General features: G+C 70.4%; 16 protein-coding genes and 1 tRNA gene. 9 read left to right on the top strand and 8 right to left on the bottom strand.

All coding sequences use genetic code 11. The features are described from left to right. Positions 1–120 precede the first annotated feature (120 nt). From KE274_RS14735 to KE274_RS14755, 5 genes are all read left to right on the top strand, one after another. The gene (locus tag KE274_RS14735; protein ID WP_211545080.1) at positions 121–921 is read left to right on the top strand and encodes a glycosyltransferase family A protein; all 801 of its coding nucleotides are present in this window, start codon (positions 121–123) and stop codon (positions 919–921) included. Further along, positions 918–1,766 (top strand): endonuclease/exonuclease/phosphatase family protein, encoded by an 849-nt coding sequence (locus KE274_RS14740; RefSeq protein ID WP_211545082.1) that lies wholly within the window; start codon positions 918–920, stop codon positions 1,764–1,766. Before KE274_RS14735 ends, KE274_RS14740 begins: the two co-directional genes overlap by 4 nt. Beyond that, positions 1,763–2,344, top strand: a complete 582-nt coding sequence (locus KE274_RS14745; protein WP_211545084.1) for a hypothetical protein — start codon at positions 1,763–1,765, stop codon at positions 2,342–2,344. The genes KE274_RS14740 and KE274_RS14745 overlap by 4 nt, the downstream gene beginning before the upstream one ends. A 65-nt stretch (positions 2,345–2,409) precedes the next feature. Then, positions 2,410–2,491: transfer RNA gene (locus KE274_RS14750), tRNA-Leu, on the top strand. A gap of 78 nt (positions 2,492–2,569) precedes the next feature. Next, positions 2,570–3,349 (top strand): DedA family protein, encoded by a 780-nt coding sequence (locus KE274_RS14755; RefSeq protein ID WP_211545377.1) that lies wholly within the window; start codon positions 2,570–2,572, stop codon positions 3,347–3,349. Positions 3,350–3,361: 12 nt separating this feature from the next. Here the strand turns inward: KE274_RS14755 and ku are convergent, their stop codons facing one another. Then, entirely contained in the window at positions 3,362–4,171 is an 810-nt protein-coding gene (ku, locus tag KE274_RS14760) for a non-homologous end joining protein Ku (RefSeq protein ID WP_211545086.1), read from the bottom strand. 57 nt (positions 4,172–4,228) lie between these two features. Between ku and ligD the strand changes: the two genes are divergently transcribed. After that, positions 4,229–6,223, top strand: a complete 1,995-nt coding sequence (ligD, locus tag KE274_RS14765) for a non-homologous end-joining DNA ligase (protein ID WP_211545088.1) — start codon at positions 4,229–4,231, stop codon at positions 6,221–6,223. 15 nt (positions 6,224–6,238) lie between these two features. Here the strand turns inward: ligD and KE274_RS14770 are convergent, their stop codons facing one another. The 4 genes from KE274_RS14770 to murI all read right to left on the bottom strand — a co-directional run bounded on the left by KE274_RS14770 (position 6,239) and on the right by murI (position 9,465). Then, positions 6,239–7,159 (bottom strand): cation diffusion facilitator family transporter, encoded by a 921-nt coding sequence (locus KE274_RS14770; protein ID WP_211545090.1) that lies wholly within the window; start codon positions 7,157–7,159, stop codon positions 6,239–6,241. 103 nt (positions 7,160–7,262) lie between these two features. Then, a complete protein-coding gene (gene rdgB / locus KE274_RS14775) occupies positions 7,263–7,862 on the bottom strand; it encodes an RdgB/HAM1 family non-canonical purine NTP pyrophosphatase (RefSeq protein WP_211545092.1) in 600 nt (199 codons plus the stop codon). After that, a complete protein-coding gene (rph, locus tag KE274_RS14780; RefSeq protein ID WP_211545094.1) occupies positions 7,859–8,596 on the bottom strand; it encodes a ribonuclease PH in 738 nt (245 codons plus the stop codon). The genes rdgB and rph overlap by 4 nt, the downstream gene beginning before the upstream one ends. A 32-nt stretch (positions 8,597–8,628) precedes the next feature. Next, positions 8,629–9,465 carry a glutamate racemase gene (gene murI / locus KE274_RS14785; protein WP_211545096.1) on the bottom strand — a complete coding sequence of 279 codons (837 nt, stop codon included), beginning with the start codon at positions 9,463–9,465 and terminating at the stop codon, positions 8,629–8,631. A gap of 61 nt (positions 9,466–9,526) precedes the next feature. On the opposite strand from murI, the gene KE274_RS14790 reads away from it, so the two are divergent. Beyond that, positions 9,527–10,852 (top strand): nicotinate phosphoribosyltransferase, encoded by a 1,326-nt coding sequence (locus KE274_RS14790; RefSeq protein WP_211545098.1) that lies wholly within the window; start codon positions 9,527–9,529, stop codon positions 10,850–10,852. A 2-nt stretch (positions 10,853–10,854) separates the two neighbouring features. On the opposite strand, the gene KE274_RS14795 is transcribed toward KE274_RS14790, so the two are convergent. Genes KE274_RS14795 through KE274_RS16595 form a run of 3 tightly spaced genes read right to left on the bottom strand, consistent with a single transcriptional unit; the run spans position 10,855 to position 13,755 of the window. Next, positions 10,855–11,121, bottom strand: coding sequence for a DUF3039 domain-containing protein (locus KE274_RS14795; protein ID WP_028503536.1), 267 nt, complete (start codon positions 11,119–11,121; stop codon positions 10,855–10,857). Positions 11,122–11,161: 40 nt separating this feature from the next. Further along, on the bottom strand, positions 11,162–12,727 hold the full coding sequence (locus KE274_RS14800) for a hypothetical protein (RefSeq protein ID WP_211545100.1): 1,566 nt from the start codon (positions 12,725–12,727) through the stop codon (positions 11,162–11,164). Then, positions 12,703–13,755, bottom strand: a complete 1,053-nt coding sequence (locus tag KE274_RS16595) for an ABC transporter ATP-binding protein (RefSeq protein WP_307872227.1) — start codon at positions 13,753–13,755, stop codon at positions 12,703–12,705. The genes KE274_RS14800 and KE274_RS16595 overlap by 25 nt, the downstream gene beginning before the upstream one ends. A 229-nt stretch (positions 13,756–13,984) precedes the next feature. Between KE274_RS16595 and KE274_RS16600 the strand changes: the two genes are divergently transcribed. Both KE274_RS16600 and KE274_RS14810 read left to right on the top strand, forming a co-directional pair. Further along, entirely contained in the window at positions 13,985–15,025 is a 1,041-nt protein-coding gene (locus KE274_RS16600) for a hypothetical protein (RefSeq protein ID WP_249186491.1), read from the top strand. Positions 15,026–15,096: 71 nt separating this feature from the next. Beyond that, positions 15,097–15,789: an NTP transferase domain-containing protein gene (locus tag KE274_RS14810; RefSeq protein ID WP_211545101.1), complete on the top strand. Its 693-nt coding sequence runs from the start codon at positions 15,097–15,099 to the stop codon at positions 15,787–15,789. The last annotated feature ends 3 nt before the right edge of the window (positions 15,790–15,792 follow it).

A 15,792-nucleotide genomic window follows, 5' to 3' on the forward strand; every position in this document is an offset into this window, starting at 1 on the left:
CCCCGCGCCGCTCCGGAGTTATCCACACTGCCTCTATCGACCGCTCGGGGTGCTGTCAACCGTGTCGCGATCGCTGCGAACGGCCGCCTACGCTGAGCCGACGAGCCGCGAGGAGACGACGTGCCGCACGCCACACCCGCCAGCCCCGTGCCCACCGTCACGGTGGTGATTCCCGTCAAAGACGACGCCGCGGAGCTGCACCGCTGTCTCACGGCCCTCGGAGAGCAGACCCGCGCGCCGGACGAGATCGTGGTCGTCGACAACGCCTCATCCGACCCGTCGTCCGCGGTCGCAGCAGCCCACGGTGTGCGGATCGTCCACTGTGCGGCGCCGGGTACGGCCGCGGCGAGCGCGCAGGGGTACGACGCCGCATCGGGAGACGTGATCCTGCGGCTCGACGCCGACGGCGTTCCGGACCCGCGCTGGGTCGAGGTCATGCTCGCGACGTGCAGTCGCTACCCGCGCGTGGCTGCCTGGACCGGCGGCGCTCGATTCCTCGACGGGCCGCGGTGGCTGCGGCGCCCGCTCGCTGCGGCATACCTGCTCGCCTACGCCGTGGTGTGCGGAAGCACGCTGGGACACGCGCCCCTGTTCGGCTCCAACCTGGCGTTGCGCCGCTGGGCCTGGCAGGACGTGCGCGACCGCGTGCATCGCGACGACGCCGACGTGCACGACGACCTCGACCTCGCCTTCCATCTCGGCGAGCGGCACCGCATCCGCTGGGTCCGCGGAGCGGGGATGGGGATCTCCATGCGGCCCTTCTTCAGCGGCCGCTCTTTCGTGCGCCGCGTCTACCGCGGTTTCCGTACCGTGCTGATCCACTGGCCCCAGGACTTCCCGCCCGTGCGGTGGACGCGTCTGGCCCTGCGCCGCCTGCTGCACCGGCTCGGCGTCCCTGCCCCGGCGAAGTGGCGACGATGACCACCCCGCTCCTCACACCGCCCTCCGGCACCGAGCTGCTGGTCATGTCGTTCAACGTGCGCCGCGACCTCGGCCTCGTTGCTCTGCGGCCCGCCGACCGGTGGAGCGGTCGACGCCACCGCGTCGCCGCGATGCTCCGCGCGGAGCGTCCGCACGTGCTCGGGGTGCAGGAGGCGCTGCCCGCGCAGGCGGCCGCCATCCGAACGGCCCTCGGCCCCGCGTACCGCTCGATCGGTCACGGCCGTCTTCCCGGTCCCCGCGGCGAGGGGTGCCCGGTGTTCTACGACCGCGAGCGACTGGAGCTGCTCGATGCAGGGCAACAGGCTCTGTCCGACCGCCCCGATGTGGCGGGCACGACCGCGTGGACGAGCGTCGTCCCGCGCGTGCTGGTCCGTGCACGCTTCCGCGACCGTCGCTCCACCGCCGTGTTCACCGTGCTCAACACGCATCTCGACGCATTCTCCCCGTGGGCGCGGCACCGCCAGGCCGCGGAAGTCCGCGCGGCGGCCGTCGCGGCGGACACACCGGTGATCGTGACGGGAGACCTCAACACGTCCGAGGGCTCCGCGGCCTGGCGTTCACTCACGAGCGGCGGTGTGCTGCGCGACACCTGGCACACGGCAGACACCAGGGCGACCCCGGCGTGGCGCTCCTTCTCGAACTACCGGGCCCCGCGCCGCGGCCGGCGCATCGACGCGATCCTCGCGTCCTCCGACGTCCGCGTGGCGCGGGTCGGCATCGACCCGCGTCCGCACGGCGGCGGCTGGCCGTCCGACCACCTCGCGGTCCAGGCGGTGGTCGACCTCGCGCCCCGTCCACACCCCGTCGATTCGGAGGGCCGATGAAGCGCGACTTCCTGCGACCGCCCCGCACCGTCGCCGAGTACGCCGCGGATGCGATGCGGGTGATCGGCGTGCTGAGCGTGCTGGTCGCGGCCGTCTGGTCGACGCCGACGGACGCCGGCGTCCTGGCGTTCTGTCTGCCCGCGCTCATGCTCCCCCGGGCGCTCGGGCTGCGCGGGGGTGCAGACCTGGCGGTCGGCGTGATCATCCTCGTCGCCGCGGGGAGCAATGTGTTCGATCTGTACCGGTCGCTCCCGGGGTGGGATCTCGTGGTGCACTTCCTCTGCACGGGCGCGATCGCCGCTACGGGGTACGTCGTGCTCTCGCGCCTGGGCATCGTGCCCGGGCAGGCCTCGCCCTCGTTCCGTCCGCGCATCCCGCTCGTCATCTGCACGACCGTCGGCCTGGCTGTCAGCGCTGTCTGGGAGATGGTGGAGTGGGCGGGCCGGACGTTCATCACCGCGGAGATCTTCGTGACGTACGAGGACACGATCGGCGATATGGCCCTGGGGGGTCTGGGGGCTCTCGCCGCCGGAGCCCTCCTCGCGGTCGTCCCGCTCGAGCGCGAGCCGCGCCCCTGAGCGGAAAACTGCGGGCCGATCCCCAGAATCCAGGTCGGCCGGGGTCAGTAGACTGAACCCACCGCGCGGGAGTGGTGGAATTGGCAGACACGCAGGATTTAGGTTCCTGTGCCTCACGGCGTGTGGGTTCAAGTCCCACCTTCCGCACGACGGGTGCTGTCGCATCCCTCATCGCACTACCGCCGACAATTCACAACCGACGGGACTCCTTCCGTGCTCGAAAGCATGCTGCACGCACCGACCGCCCTCATCCCCTGGCTCGACCCGGAGACGATCATCTCCGCCGCGGGGCCGTGGGCACTCGCCGTCGTCTGCTTCATCGTGTTCGCCGAGACCGGCCTGCTGGTGGGGTTCCTGCTTCCCGGCGACACGCTGCTCGTGATCTCCGGTCTGCTCTCGCACCCGATCGGCGCCGCGGAGCACGGAGTGTTCGGGCTCAGCGTGTGGTGGGTGGCGCTCCTGATCGGGCTCGCCGCGTTCATCGGCGGCGAGGTCGGGTACGTGATCGGCCACAAGGGCGGCCCCGCGGTGTTCGAGCGCAAGGAATCCGGTCTCTTCAGCCGCAAGAACGTGGAGCGCACCAACGCGTTCTTCGAGCGCTTCGGCGGCATCACGGTGATTCTCGCGCGCTTCGTGCCGATCGTGCGCACGTTCGCGCCGGTCGCCGCGGGAGTGGGCCACATGCCGTGGCGCAAGTACACGCTGTACAACCTCATCGGCGCGATCATCTGGGGCTTCGGCCTGACGATGTTCGGCTATGCGATCGGGTTCATTCCCCCCGTGGCATGGTTCGTCAAGGAGTACATCGATCTGATCCTGCTCGCCGCGGTCGGCGGCACCGCCCTGGTCACGCTGTGGCACTACCTGGCGGAGCGGCGCAAGGCGAAGAAGGCCGCAGCCGCTGGAGAGGACGTCGTCACGGACGCGGTCGAGGCGCAGGAGCTGGCCCTTGACCCCGAGGTGTTCGACCGCGCGCCCGACATCGACGGCGACGGCCGCCACTGACCGCCACCGGCGTCAGCCGGCGTTGCTGGCCCGCTTCTCCTTCGATCGCGCGACACTCGCGCGCAACGCCTCCATGAGGTCGATGACCTCGCCGCCGTCCGCCGCCTTCTCGGTGTCGCCGAACGTCTCGGCGACGTCGAAGGTCTCGCCCGCCTCGATCTTCGCGTCGATCAGCGTGCGCAGCTCCTTCTGGTACTCGTCGACGAACTCCTCCGGATCGAAGTCGGCCGAGTAGCTGTCGACGAGCGACGACGACAGCTCGAGCTCCTTCTTCGAGATCCGCACATCCTCGTCGAGCGAGGGGAACTCCGCCTCACGCACCTCGTCCGACCACAGCAGCGTCTGCAGCACGAGCACCTTGCCCCGCACCCGCAGCGCCGCCAGCCGGGTCTTCTGCCGCAGGGTGAACCGCACGATCGCGGTGCGGTCGGTCTGCTCGAGCGTCTTGCGCAGCAGCACGTACGCCTTGGGCGACTTCGAGTCCGGCTCGAGGTAGTAGGGCTTATCGAGCGTGAGCGGATCGACCTGGTCCGACGGCACGAACTCGACCACGTCGATCTCCCGGCTCTTCTCCGCCGGGAGCGCAGCCAGATCATCCTTCGTGAGCACGACCGTCTGGCCGTCCTCCACGTAGGCGCGGTCGATGTCGGAGTACGCGACGGTCTCCCCGCACACCTCGCACGTGCGCTGGTAGCGGATACGGCCACCGTCCTTGTCGTGCACCTGGTGCAGCGGCACGTCGTGATCCTCCGTCGCCGAGTACACCTTGACCGGGACGTTCACGAGCCCGAACGTCAGCGCGCCCTTCCAGATGGTCCTCATCCCCCCAGTAGACACCAGCCCCACCAGTCACGGCCAGCCCTTGACTACGCTGGGCCCATGGTGGGAGAGGCGCAGGTCGTGCAGGTCGACGGCCGGCGTCTGCGCGTGACGAATCTCGACAAGGTCGTCTATCCCGCCTCCGGCACCACCAAGGGCGAGGTGATCGCGTACTACACCGCGATCGCGCCGCAGCTGCTGCCGCTCCTGCACGGCCGCCCGGTCACCCGTAAGCGCTGGGTGGAAGGCGTCGGCACCGCCGATGCGCCCGCGGACGCGTTCTTCACCAAGCAGCTCGAGCCGGGTGCCCCGGAGTGGATTCCGCGCCAGGACATCCAGCACTCCGACGGCGCCAAGGCGTATCCGCTGGTCGATGACGTGCCGACGCTGGTGTGGCTCGCCCAGGTGGCGGCGATCGAACTGCACGTGCCCCAGTGGAGGTTCACCGCGGACGGTCTTCCCGGGCGCCCCGACCGCCTGGTGCTCGATCTCGACCCGGGCCCCGGCGTCGGTCTCCCCGAGTGTGCCGAGGTCGCCCGCCTGGCGCGTGTGCTGCTGCAGGGCATGGGGCTCGATCCCCTCCCTGTGACCAGCGGCAGCAAGGGGATCCACCTCTACGCCGCCCTGCCCGGGGAGCAGACGAGCGCCGAGGTGTCGGCTGTCGTGAAGGAGCTCGCGCGCATCATCGAGAACGATCACCCCGACCTCGCCACCAGCGTCATGTCGAAGGCCGTCCGCGGCGGCCGCGTATTCCTCGACTGGAGCCAGAACAACGCCAAGAAGACCACCATCTCGCCGTATTCGCTGCGGGGGCGAGAGCGGCCGTGGGTCGCGGCGCCGCGCACGTGGGAGGAGCTCGACGATCCCGGGCTCGCGCACCTGGAGTTCAACGAGGTGCTGTCGCGCGCGGCGGCAGGCATCGACCCGCTCGCTCCGCTCCGCCCGCCACCCGAGGTCACGCCGTCGACGGAGGTTCCGCGGCCCACGAGGGACGCCGTCGCCGCTGCTGCTCCCGCTGCGCGTCCGTCCGCTGGCCCGCAGCGACGGCGCCCGCTGTCGACCGACCCCGCACCCGCCTCCGGTGCCACTCTCCCCTCGCTCGACCCGATGCTGGCCGAGACCGGTACCCCCGCCCTCGCCCGCGGCCTCAGCTCGCCGTCGTGGGTCGAGGTGAAGTGGGACGGCATCCGGGCGATCGGCACCTGGCGCGACGGACGCATGCTGCTCCACGCCCGGCGCGGCACCGACATCACGGCACGGTATCCCGAGCTCACCGCCGACGGTGCCCCGTTCCTCCCGGTGGACGAGGCGATCGTCGACGGGGAGATCGTCGCGTTCGACGCCCACGCGCGGCCGAGCTTCTCCCTGCTGCAGAACCGGATGCACCTGACCCGTCCGCGGGAGATCGAACGCGAGGTCGTGCGCACGCCGGTCGTGTACATGCTGTTCGACCTGCTGCGACTCGACGGACACGACCTCACGGGGATGCCGCTGCGCGAACGTCGCACGCTGCTGGAAGACTTGGTGGCCGACCTCGACGCGCCCGTGCAGGTGCCGCCCGTGTTCGACGACGTCGACGCGGCGCTCGGCGCGAGCGAGGAGTTCGGGCTCGAGGGCGTCGTCGTGAAGGACCCCGCGTCCCGCTACCGTCCCGGCGTGCGGTCGCCGTCGTGGCTGAAGCTGAAGAACACGCACATGCAGGAGGCCGTGATCGTGGGCATCCGTCCGGGCCGGGGCGAACGCGAGGGCACGCTCGGGTCGCTGCTGCTCGCGGTCCCGGACGGCGGCGAGCTGCGCTACGTGGGGCGCGTGGGCACGGGGTTCAGCGACCGCATCCTCCGCGACCTGATGGCCCGCCTCGAGCCCCTGCGGGTGACGGAACCGCCGCTCGATGGCGTGCCGCGGCCCGACGCCTCGGACGCGCTGTGGGTGCGGCCCGAACTCGTCGGCGAGGTCGAGTTCGGCAACTGGACGCCGGACGGGATCCTGCGTCACGCGCGGTGGCGGGGCCTGCGACCGGACAAGACACCCGACGAGATCACCGTCGAGACCTGAGCGCCGGCCGTCGCGTCAGGCGTGGTGAGGCTCGCAGTCGGACTGTTCCGCCGGCTCGATCTGGAACGTGGAGTGCGCCACGTCGAAGTGATCGGCGAGGCACGACTGCATGTCGGCGAGGAGGGCGGCGGCGCGTCCGTCGGCCAGGAGCGCGGGGTCCACGCTCACGTGCGCCGTGAACACGGGGGCACCGCGCGTGAGCTGCCACACGTGCACGTCGTGCACGCCGACTACGCCCGCGTAGCCGAGCAGGTGGGTGCGGATCTCGCTGACGGCCGTGCCTTTCGGCGCCGACTCGGCCAGGACCGAGAACACCTCGCGCAGCAGCGAGATCGCCCGGGGGATGATCATCGCGGCGATGAACAGCGAGGCGATGGCGTCGGCGGGCATCCACCCCGTGAGCAGGATCACGGCGGCGGCGACGATCACTGCGAGCGAGCCGAGCAGGTCGCCCATCACCTCCAGGTAGGCCCCGCGCACGTTGATGCTGGTCTTCTGGGCTCGGCTCAGCAGCCACATGGAGACGGCGTTCGCCACCAGGCCCACGACCGCCACCACGAGCATGAGCCCGCCCGCGACCTCCACCTCGCTCGGGTTCAGCAGGCGCTCCACCCCCTGCACGGCTACCACCGTCGCGAGCGCGATCAGGATCACGGCATTGATGAGCGCACCGAAGACCTCGGCACGCTGATACCCGAAGGTGCGGCGGTCGTCAGCCGGGCGCGCGGCGACGGTGGCGGCGATGAGCGCGATGACGAGCGCGGACGCGTCGGTGAACATGTGGGCCGCGTCGGCCAGCAGCGCGAGCGACCCGGTCAGCAGCGCACCGACGACCTGCACGATCATCACCGTGGCCGTGAGGGTCAGCGAGAGGGCGAGCAGGCGTCTGCTGCTCGCCGAGCGGAGACCGCCGGGCGCGGGCGCGTGATCGTGCATGCCTCCAGGCTAGACCGGCGGTCATGACGTGGAGGCCGTTTGCGGCTAGTCGGGAAGGGTAACGATTCTCACCGTCAGCAGGGGTTCTCCGCCTGCGTCGCGCTCAGAGGCCGGCGAGCAGTGGCACGAGCGCGGCGAAGGCCCTGGCCCGGTGCGACTGCGCCTGCTTCTCCTCGGCGGTGAACTCCCCCACGGTGCGCTCGACCCCGGCCGGCTGTCCGTCCGGCACGAAGATGGGGTCGTAGCCGAAGCCTCCAGCGCCCGACGGCGCGTGTGCGAGACGCCCTGGCCAGACGCCCTCGACCACGTGCTCGGCACCGCCGGGGATCACCAGCGCGATCGTCGAGGTGAAGTGGGCGCCGCGGTGCGGGTCCGCGATGTCGCGGAGCTGGTCGAGCAGCAGCTCCAGGTTCGCCGCCGCGTCCTTGTTCTGCCCGGCCCAGTACGCCGAGAACACCCCGGGCGACCCGCCGAGCACATCGACGCAGATGCCCGAGTCGTCCGCGAGCGCGGGGAGCCCCGTGTGCGCGGCCGCCGCCCTGGCCTTCAGGAGCGCGTTCTCCGCGAAGGTCACGCCGTCCTCCACCGGCTCGGGCCCGTCATAGCCGACGACCTCCAGGTCGGGACGGGTCTGCGCCACGATCTGCTGGAACTCCTCGACCTTGTGCGGGTTGTGGGTCGCCAGGACGACGCGCACGGTCACTCCCCCTTCAGCGCCGCGAGCTGCCGCGCCTTCAGGTCTTCACATCCCGCGAGGCCCAGCTCGAGAAGCGCATCGAGTTCCCGCTTGTCGAAGGGCGCGCCCTCGGCCGTGCCCTGCACCTCCACGAACAGGCCGCGCCCGGTGACCACCAGGTTCATGTCGGTCTCGGCTCGGACGTCCTCGACGTAGGCGAGGTCGAGCATGGGCTCGCCGTCAACGATCCCGACGGACACCGCGGAGACGGAGTCGAGCAGCGGGGTGGAGTTGCGCCCGATGAACTTGTTCTCGCGACCCCACTCGATCGCGTCGGCGAGAGCGACGTATGCGCCCGTGATGGCCGCGGTCCGGGTACCACCGTCGGCCTGCAGCACGTCGCAGTCGATCACGATGGTGTTCTCGCCGAGCGCCTTGGTGTCGACCACGGCGCGCAGCGCACGGCCGATCAGCCGCGAGATCTCGTGCGTGCGGCCACCGATGCGGCCCTTCACGCTCTCGCGGTCGTTGCGGCTGTTGGTGGCCCGCGGCAGCATGGCGTACTCGGCCGTGACCCAGCCCTTGCCCTTGCCGGTGAGCCAGCGCGGCACGCCGTTCGTGAACGAGGCGGTGCACAGCACCCTGGTGCCGCCGAAGCTGATCAGGGCGGAACCCTCGGCCTGGGCGCTCCAGCCGCGCTCGATGGTGATCTCGCGCAGCTGCGAGGTGGAACGGCCGTCGGCACGGACGATTTCGGTCATGGGCTTCTCTCGGTTCGGGACGGGCGCGCGGATCAGTGCGAGTCGAGCGCGGGATCGGGGAGCGTGATGACGCCGGTGTGGACGAGCTGCACGTCGCGCACCTCGCGACCCATCAGCCGGTTGGCGAGTGCGGTGAAGTCGTCCGCGGAGTCGCCCGTGGCCTCGTACACGTAGGTGGCGGTGGCGTCGGCGGGGGCCAGCAGGTCGCCGCGCACAAGCTGGCGGTACACGTCTCCGGCAGTCTCGTCGTCGCTCGACACCAGCGTCACGCCCTCGCCCATCACGTAACTGATCGCGCCGCGCAGGAACGGGTAGTGCGTACAGCCGAGCACGAGCGTGTCGACGTCGGCCTCGCGCAGCGGGGCGAGGTACTGCTCCGCCACCGCGAGGACCTCGGGCGTGCCGGTCACGCCGGCCTCGACGAACTCGACGAACCGCGGGCACGCGGCCGTGAAGACCTGCAGGCGCTCGTTCACCTCGAGCATGTCCTGATAGGCGCGCGAGCCGATGGTGCCCACCGTGCCGATCACACCGACCCGACCGTTGCGCGTGGTCGACACCGCCCGGCGCACCGCGGGACCGATGACCTCGACGACCGGCACGTCGTAGCGCTCCCGGGCGTCGCGCAGCATCGCCGCGGAGGCCGTGTTGCACGCGATCACGAGCATCTTCACGCCCTGGTCCACGAGGGTGTCGAGCACCTCGAGAGCGTAGCGGCGCACGTCGGCGATGGGCTTGGGACCGTAGGGCGAGTGCGCGGTGTCGCCGATGTAGACGAAGGATTCTCGGGGCAGCTGGGCGCGGATGGCCCTGGCCACCGTGAGCCCGCCGACACCGGAGTCGAAGATCCCGATCGGCGCGTCATTCATGACTCCCCAGCCTACCCGCGCGCGACAGAGCCCGCGCATCACGGCTCACTATGCTGGGCGGATGACCACGTCGACGGCGCTGCTCACCGACCGTTACGAGCTCACGATGCTCGCCGCTTCTCTCCGCGACGGAACCGCCTTCCGTCCGAGCGTGTTCGAACTGTTCTCCCGTCGCCTCTCCGGCGGCCGGCGCTTCGGTGTCGTCGCCGGCACCGGCCGTCTGCTCGGCCTGCTCCGTGACTTCCGGTTCGGCGACGAGGAGCTGCGGTTCCTGCGCGACGAGCACGTGGTCGACGCGGAGACGATCACCCACCTGGAGCGCTACCGCTTCACCGGCTCCATCCGCGGCTACCACGAGGGTGAGCTCTACTTCCCCGGCTCCCCGATCCTGACCGTCGAGGGCACGTTCGCCGACGCCGTGGTGCTGGAGACGCTCGCGCTGAGCGTGCTCAACCACGACTCCGCAGTAGCGACGGCGGCGGCACGAATGAGCATCGCGGCGGGTGAACGACCGCTGGCGGAGATGGGCTCGCGTCGAGCGGCTGAGCGATCCGCCGTGGCCGCGGCCCGTGCGGCGTACATCGCCGGGTTCACCGCCACCAGCAACCTGGAGGCCGGGCGCACATGGGGCATCCCGACGATGGGCACCGCGGCGCACTCGTGGACGCTGCTGCACGACTCGGAGGAGGACGCCTTCCGCGCCCAGGTCGAGAGCATGGGCGTCGACACCACGCTCCTGGTCGATACGTACGACATCCGCACGGGCGTCGAGACCGCGATCCGCGTGGCAGGCACCGACCTGGGCGGCGTGCGTATCGACTCCGGCGACCTGCCGATCGTGGCCGCCGAGGTCCGTGCGCAGTTGGACGAGCTCGGCGCGACGCGCACGCGTATCACGGTCACGAGCGATCTCGACGAGTACGCGATCGCGGCCCTCGCCGCCTCTCCCGTGGATGCCTACGGCGTGGGCACCTCGGTCGTCACCGGGTCGGGCTACCCGACGGCGAGCATGGTCTACAAGCTGGTCGCCCGGCAGAACGCGGACGGCGCCTGGATCGGCGTCGCGAAGGCCTCCGCCGACAAGGCGAGCTTCGGTGGCCGCAAGGCGGCGTTCCGAACGGTGACCGACGGCGTCGCGACGGCGGAGACCGTGGTCGTCTCGGACGGGTTCGAGGAGCTCGACACCCCTGCGGAGCATGCGGACGGACGGCCGCTGCAGGTCACTCTGGTGGAGTCGGGCGAGATCGATACCGCGTACGAGGGTGTCGCGGGCACGGCTGCCGCTCGCGCGCATCACCTGCGCGTGCGTGAGGAACTGCCGGTGCGCGCGCTCGCGCTCAGCAAGTCCGACCCGGCGATCCCGACCGTCTGCCTCGAGGCCGACTGAGGTCAGCCGACCATCGACTCGTAGATCTCCTTGCACGTCGGACAGATCGGGAACTTCTCCGGATCCCGGCCCGGCGTCCACTTCTTGCCGCACAGTGCACGCACGGGCTTGCCCGTGATCGCGGACTCGAGGATCTTGTCCTTCTTCACGTAATGCGAGAAGCGCTCATGGTCGCCCGGTTCGAGGTTCTCCTCCCGGAGGAGCTCTTCCAGTTCGCGATCAAGCGTTGCCACGCCGCCCTGATCGGGGCTGTCCAGCGGAGTACTCATTCCGCGATTCTAGCCGCGTCGGAAGGCCCGCGGGCGGCGGTCATGCGGTCTCGACGAACTCCATCAGCCGCTCGCCGCTGCGCTCGAAGATGCGCCCACCGAGCACGGCACCCGCCGCGAGCACGGCGACGCCGGTGAACAGCCCGACCCAGAATGCCGCCGGGGCGTATGCCGATCCCGACGCGACCGTGGCCGCGAACAGCCAGATCGTCGGGATGCTCAGCACGATCGACCCGAGGAACGCGGCCGCAGGACCGTAGGCGCCGTGAGACGTGGGGCGCTGCGGCTGCTGGAACGGGCTGTCGCCGGGGCGCGACACCGCGTAGGGCGCGACCACGGAGACGACGCTCGAGATGCCCAGCGCACACAGCAGCAGACTCGTCGCCAGTCCCACGAGCGGGAGCAGGGGGGCCCAGCTGCCCGCGAGCAGGAGCGACAGCGGCACCGCGATGGCGAGCACAGGCACCGCCACGAGAAGGACAGGGACCAGGCGCCCCAGCCGGTCGGGCAGCCCCCGCACACCACTGGCCACGTGCGTCCACAGTGCGGTCGAGTCGTAGGCGATGTCGTTGTGCGGCAGCCATCCGAAGAAGAGCGCCATGACCGGGACCGGGATGAGGGCGGCGATCTCGACCGGGACGCCGGCGACGATCAACGGCAGCACCGTGAGCACGCCGGCGACGGGCACGACGATCACGTTCATGATGTAGCGGCGGTCACGCAGCCAGTACACGAGGCTCCGAGAGGCGATCGCCCCGAACGCGTTGGAGGGCAGCAGTCCGAACCAGCCGAGCCCGGAGCGCTCGCGCGCCGCGACCGGGCGTTCCGTGGTCGTCAGCAGCCGGCGGACGAACCACGCCCACACGAGGGCCAACGCGACGGCGCTGACGACGGCGACGACGCCGCTTGTCCATGCTTGTCCGGTCTCCCCCGCCGCCGCGGCGAACAGGGAAGCCGGAGCGGCAGCGAACGGGGTCACGCCGATGACCGAGGTCAGGGTCGCGATGGAGGGGGGCACCTCGCCGTCCCAGCGCAGCGATCCGAGGAACACCGCGACGGGGAAGGCGATCACGATCAGCGCGAGAGCGAACAGGGCGGTGAGCTCGCGCGAGCGGCGCTCCGGAAGCAGCAGCGCATTCAGTGCCATGCCGATGCGGGCGATGAGGGCCGTGGTGAACAGCCCCAGGAGCGACATGAGCACCGCGAGGGGCCAGGGTGCGCCCGCCCCGATCGCGACGATGCACACGCTGACGTAGACCGCGAGCAGGGCGAGACTCGGCACGCTCACGAGTGACGCCAGCATGAGCACCCACGGCATCGTGCGCTCGTCGACGCCGAACACCGCGAACCGACGCGGGTCGAGCTGGTCCACCGCCCCCACCAGGAGCGGTCCGACGAGGAAGCCGAGCAGCACGGCCGCGCCGCCGAGCACCGTCACCGCCCTCGCGACCGGGACGGAGGCGTCGCCGAGGCTGAAGACCGCCACGCACACCACGACGGTGACGGCGACCACGGCACCGAACGACAGCAGTGCGCGGATGCGGCGTTCACCGCGGAGGGCGCCGAGGAGCAGCGCGACCCTCAGTCGGAGAACGTGTGCAGCCATTCCAGCCCCTCCACCTCGCCGCTGGAGCCCGCGAGCTCGACGAAGCGCGATTCCAAGGTCTGCCCCGCGCGGACTTCGTCGATCGTGCCCTCGGCGAGCACTTCGCCGTTGACGATGATCGCCACGCGCGAGCACACCCGCTCGACCAGGTCCATGCCGTGGCTGGACAGGATCACGGTGCCGCCGTGCGCGACGTAGGCCCGGAGGATGTCGAGGATCACGGCCGACGACACCGGGTCGACCGACTCGAACGGCTCGTCCAGGACCAGTACGCGCGGCGAGTGGATCATCGCGCCGGCCAGCATGATCTTCTTCGTCATACCGGCGGAGTAGTCCGACACGACCCGGTTGAGCGCGTCGCCGAGGTCGAACGCCCGAGCCAGGTCCGCCGCGCGCTTCTCGATCACGTCGGCGGTGAGCCCGCGCAGCAGGCCGTAGTAGTAGAGCAGCTGACGCCCGGTGAGGCGATCGAAAGTGCGGAGGCGATCCGGGAGGACGCCCATCACGCGCTTGGCGGCGAGCGGATCGGTGGCCTGGTCGATGCCGCAGATCACGACGCTGCCCTCATCCGCGCGCAGCAGCCCGGCGACGATGGAGAGGGTGGTGGTCTTGCCCGCGCCGTTGGGCCCGACGATCCCGTAGAACGATGCGGCGGGCACCGACAGGTCGATGCCGTCGACGGCACGGTTGTCGCCGAACTGCTTCACCAGCCCGCGGATCCGGATCGCTTCGGTACGTGGTTCGTCGTCGACCGATTCCTCTCCGTCGAGCGGAGGCTCCGTCGAGGTCACGGGGTCGGCGACATCCACGGATTCGGCCGTCGGTGCTTCGGCGGCGGGCGCGGGCTCGGTGGCATCCGTCGGCGCAGGGACAGCTGTGCTCGCGGCAGCAGCCTCCGGTTCTACAACGACGATGTCCGCGTCGACGGCGCCCATGAGCGCCCCGGTTTCCTGCGCGCCGTCGGCGGGAGCAGGCTGCGCCTGGTCCTGATCGTCGGTGGAGCGGGTGTCGAGGTCCACCGCGTCCACAGCATCATCGGCGTCGTGAGAACTCTCAGCCGGCGTCTCGACCGCGTCCGGCACCGCGCCTGCCGACGCCGAGACTTCGCCCTTCAGCGGTGCCGTCTCCGTCGCCGGAGTAGTCTCGTCAGCCGCCTTCGCCTGCGCCGCCTCCTCGACCGCGGCCTTCTCTGCGGCCGCCTTCGCGGCGGCGGCCTTCGCGGCGGCGGTCCTGGCGGCTGCCGTCTTGGCGGACGCGGTGCGTGCCGTGCTCTTCGCCGCCGCGGTCTTGGCCGCGGCCGTCTTGACTGCAGCCGCTTTCGCGGCAGAGGTCTTCGCAGACGTCGACCGGGCGGTCGTCGACTTCTCGGCTGGCGACGTGCTCGCAGCCGCTTTCGCTCCGGCGGCGCGGGATGTTCCAGCCTGCCGGGATGTTGCGGGCTTACGGGAAGCCGTGTTCTTCGCCGCGGCGAGGCGTGCTGCATCGGCGGTGCGCGGAGCGGGCGTCGATGCATCGAGACTCGCCTTGGGCGTCGGCTCGACAACCACCTCCAGCGATGTCGCAGCCTTTTCTGCTGCCGCCTTCGTCGGCGTCGCCGTCGCGGCGGTCTTCTTCGCGGCAGACGGACGCGTCGAGGTCGTCTTCGTTCCGCCCTTCGCGGCTGCCGTCGTCTTCGCGGCGGTCTTCGCCGTCGTGGTCTTCCCGGCGGTCTTCGCCGTCGTGGTCATCGCTGCAGCGGTCTTCGCCGTCGCGGTCTTCGCTGCCGTGGTCTTCGCCGTCGCAACCTTCTTCGCCGCGGCCTGCGTCGCCGGCGCCTTCTTCGCCGGAGCCTTCTTCGCCGGAGTCTTCGACGCCGCGGCCTTCACCTGCGTGGTCTCGGGCTCCGCGGACGTCATGCCGCCGGGGTTCTCCGTCGCCGCGGCGGCCGCCGGGGTGGTGGCCGACGCGTTCGTTGCGGAAGTCGCCGTTTTCTTCGACGGAGTCCGAGCGGCACGCGGTTTTGTGGTCGCGGAGTGTTCCGTCGAAGCACTCGACGCGGGGCTTCGCTTCGCCGCAGGCGTGCGCGGCGGGGTCTCGTTCGTGTCCACCTCGGCGGTGCGGTCGTCAGGGGAGGAAGTCACCGTCCTACGGTATCAATGGGCGGCCGCTCGCCAAGGCCCCACGCGACAATCGGACACGCGGATGCGGTATCGGTGCCGAATGCAAGGGGGTTGCCGAGGCTGTGCGTTGCGTGTGTACTCGGTCACGAAATGGCAACAGGGCCCCCTGGGCCCCGGGCTTCCCAGGCGGAATCGCTAGCATGAATCCCGGCACGACGAAGTGTCTGGTCGGTGAACCGACCGTGAACACAACTTCCTTTAGGAGCACTCGTGACTCTTCAGACCGTCATCCTCGCAGCCGGCATGGGCTCTCGCCTGGGCCGCGCGCTGCCCAAGCCGCTCACCGAGCTCAGCGACGGCCGCACGATCATGCGTCAGCAGCACGACAACATCCGCGCCGCCTTCGGCTCGGACGCCCGCATCACCACGGTGGTGGGCTACCGCGCAGAGACCATCATCGAGGCGTTCCCCCACGTCAACTACGTTCACAACGACCGCTACGACGAGACCAACACGTCGAAGAGCCTGCTTCGCGCGCTGGGCGCTACCGGCCGCGGCGGTGTGCTGTGGATGAACGGTGACGTGGTGTTCGACCCCATGATCCTCGGCCGCGCAGTCGACTACATCGAGCGCGACCAGTCGTTCGTGACGGTCAACACCGCCAAGGTCAGCGACGAAGAGGTGAAGTACACCGTCACCGCCGAGGGCTTCATCAAGGAACTGTCCAAGACCGTCAAGGGCGGCCTCGGCGAGGCTGTCGGCATCAACTACATCTCCTCGCGCGACAAGAAGGCATTCATGCGCCAGCTGCAGCGCGTCGAGGACCAGGACTACTTCGAGCGCGGCCTCGAGCTCGCGATCGCTGAGGACGGGCTTCTGCTCGAGCCGATGGATGTCTCCGACCTGTACGCGGTCGAGGTCGACTTCGCCGAGGACCTCGAGCGAGCGAACCTCTTCGTCTGAGTC

It is taken from the genome of Microbacterium paraoxydans (assembly GCF_018224615.1).
GTDB classification, from domain to species: Bacteria; Actinomycetota; Actinomycetes; order Actinomycetales; family Microbacteriaceae; genus Microbacterium; species Microbacterium paraoxydans_B.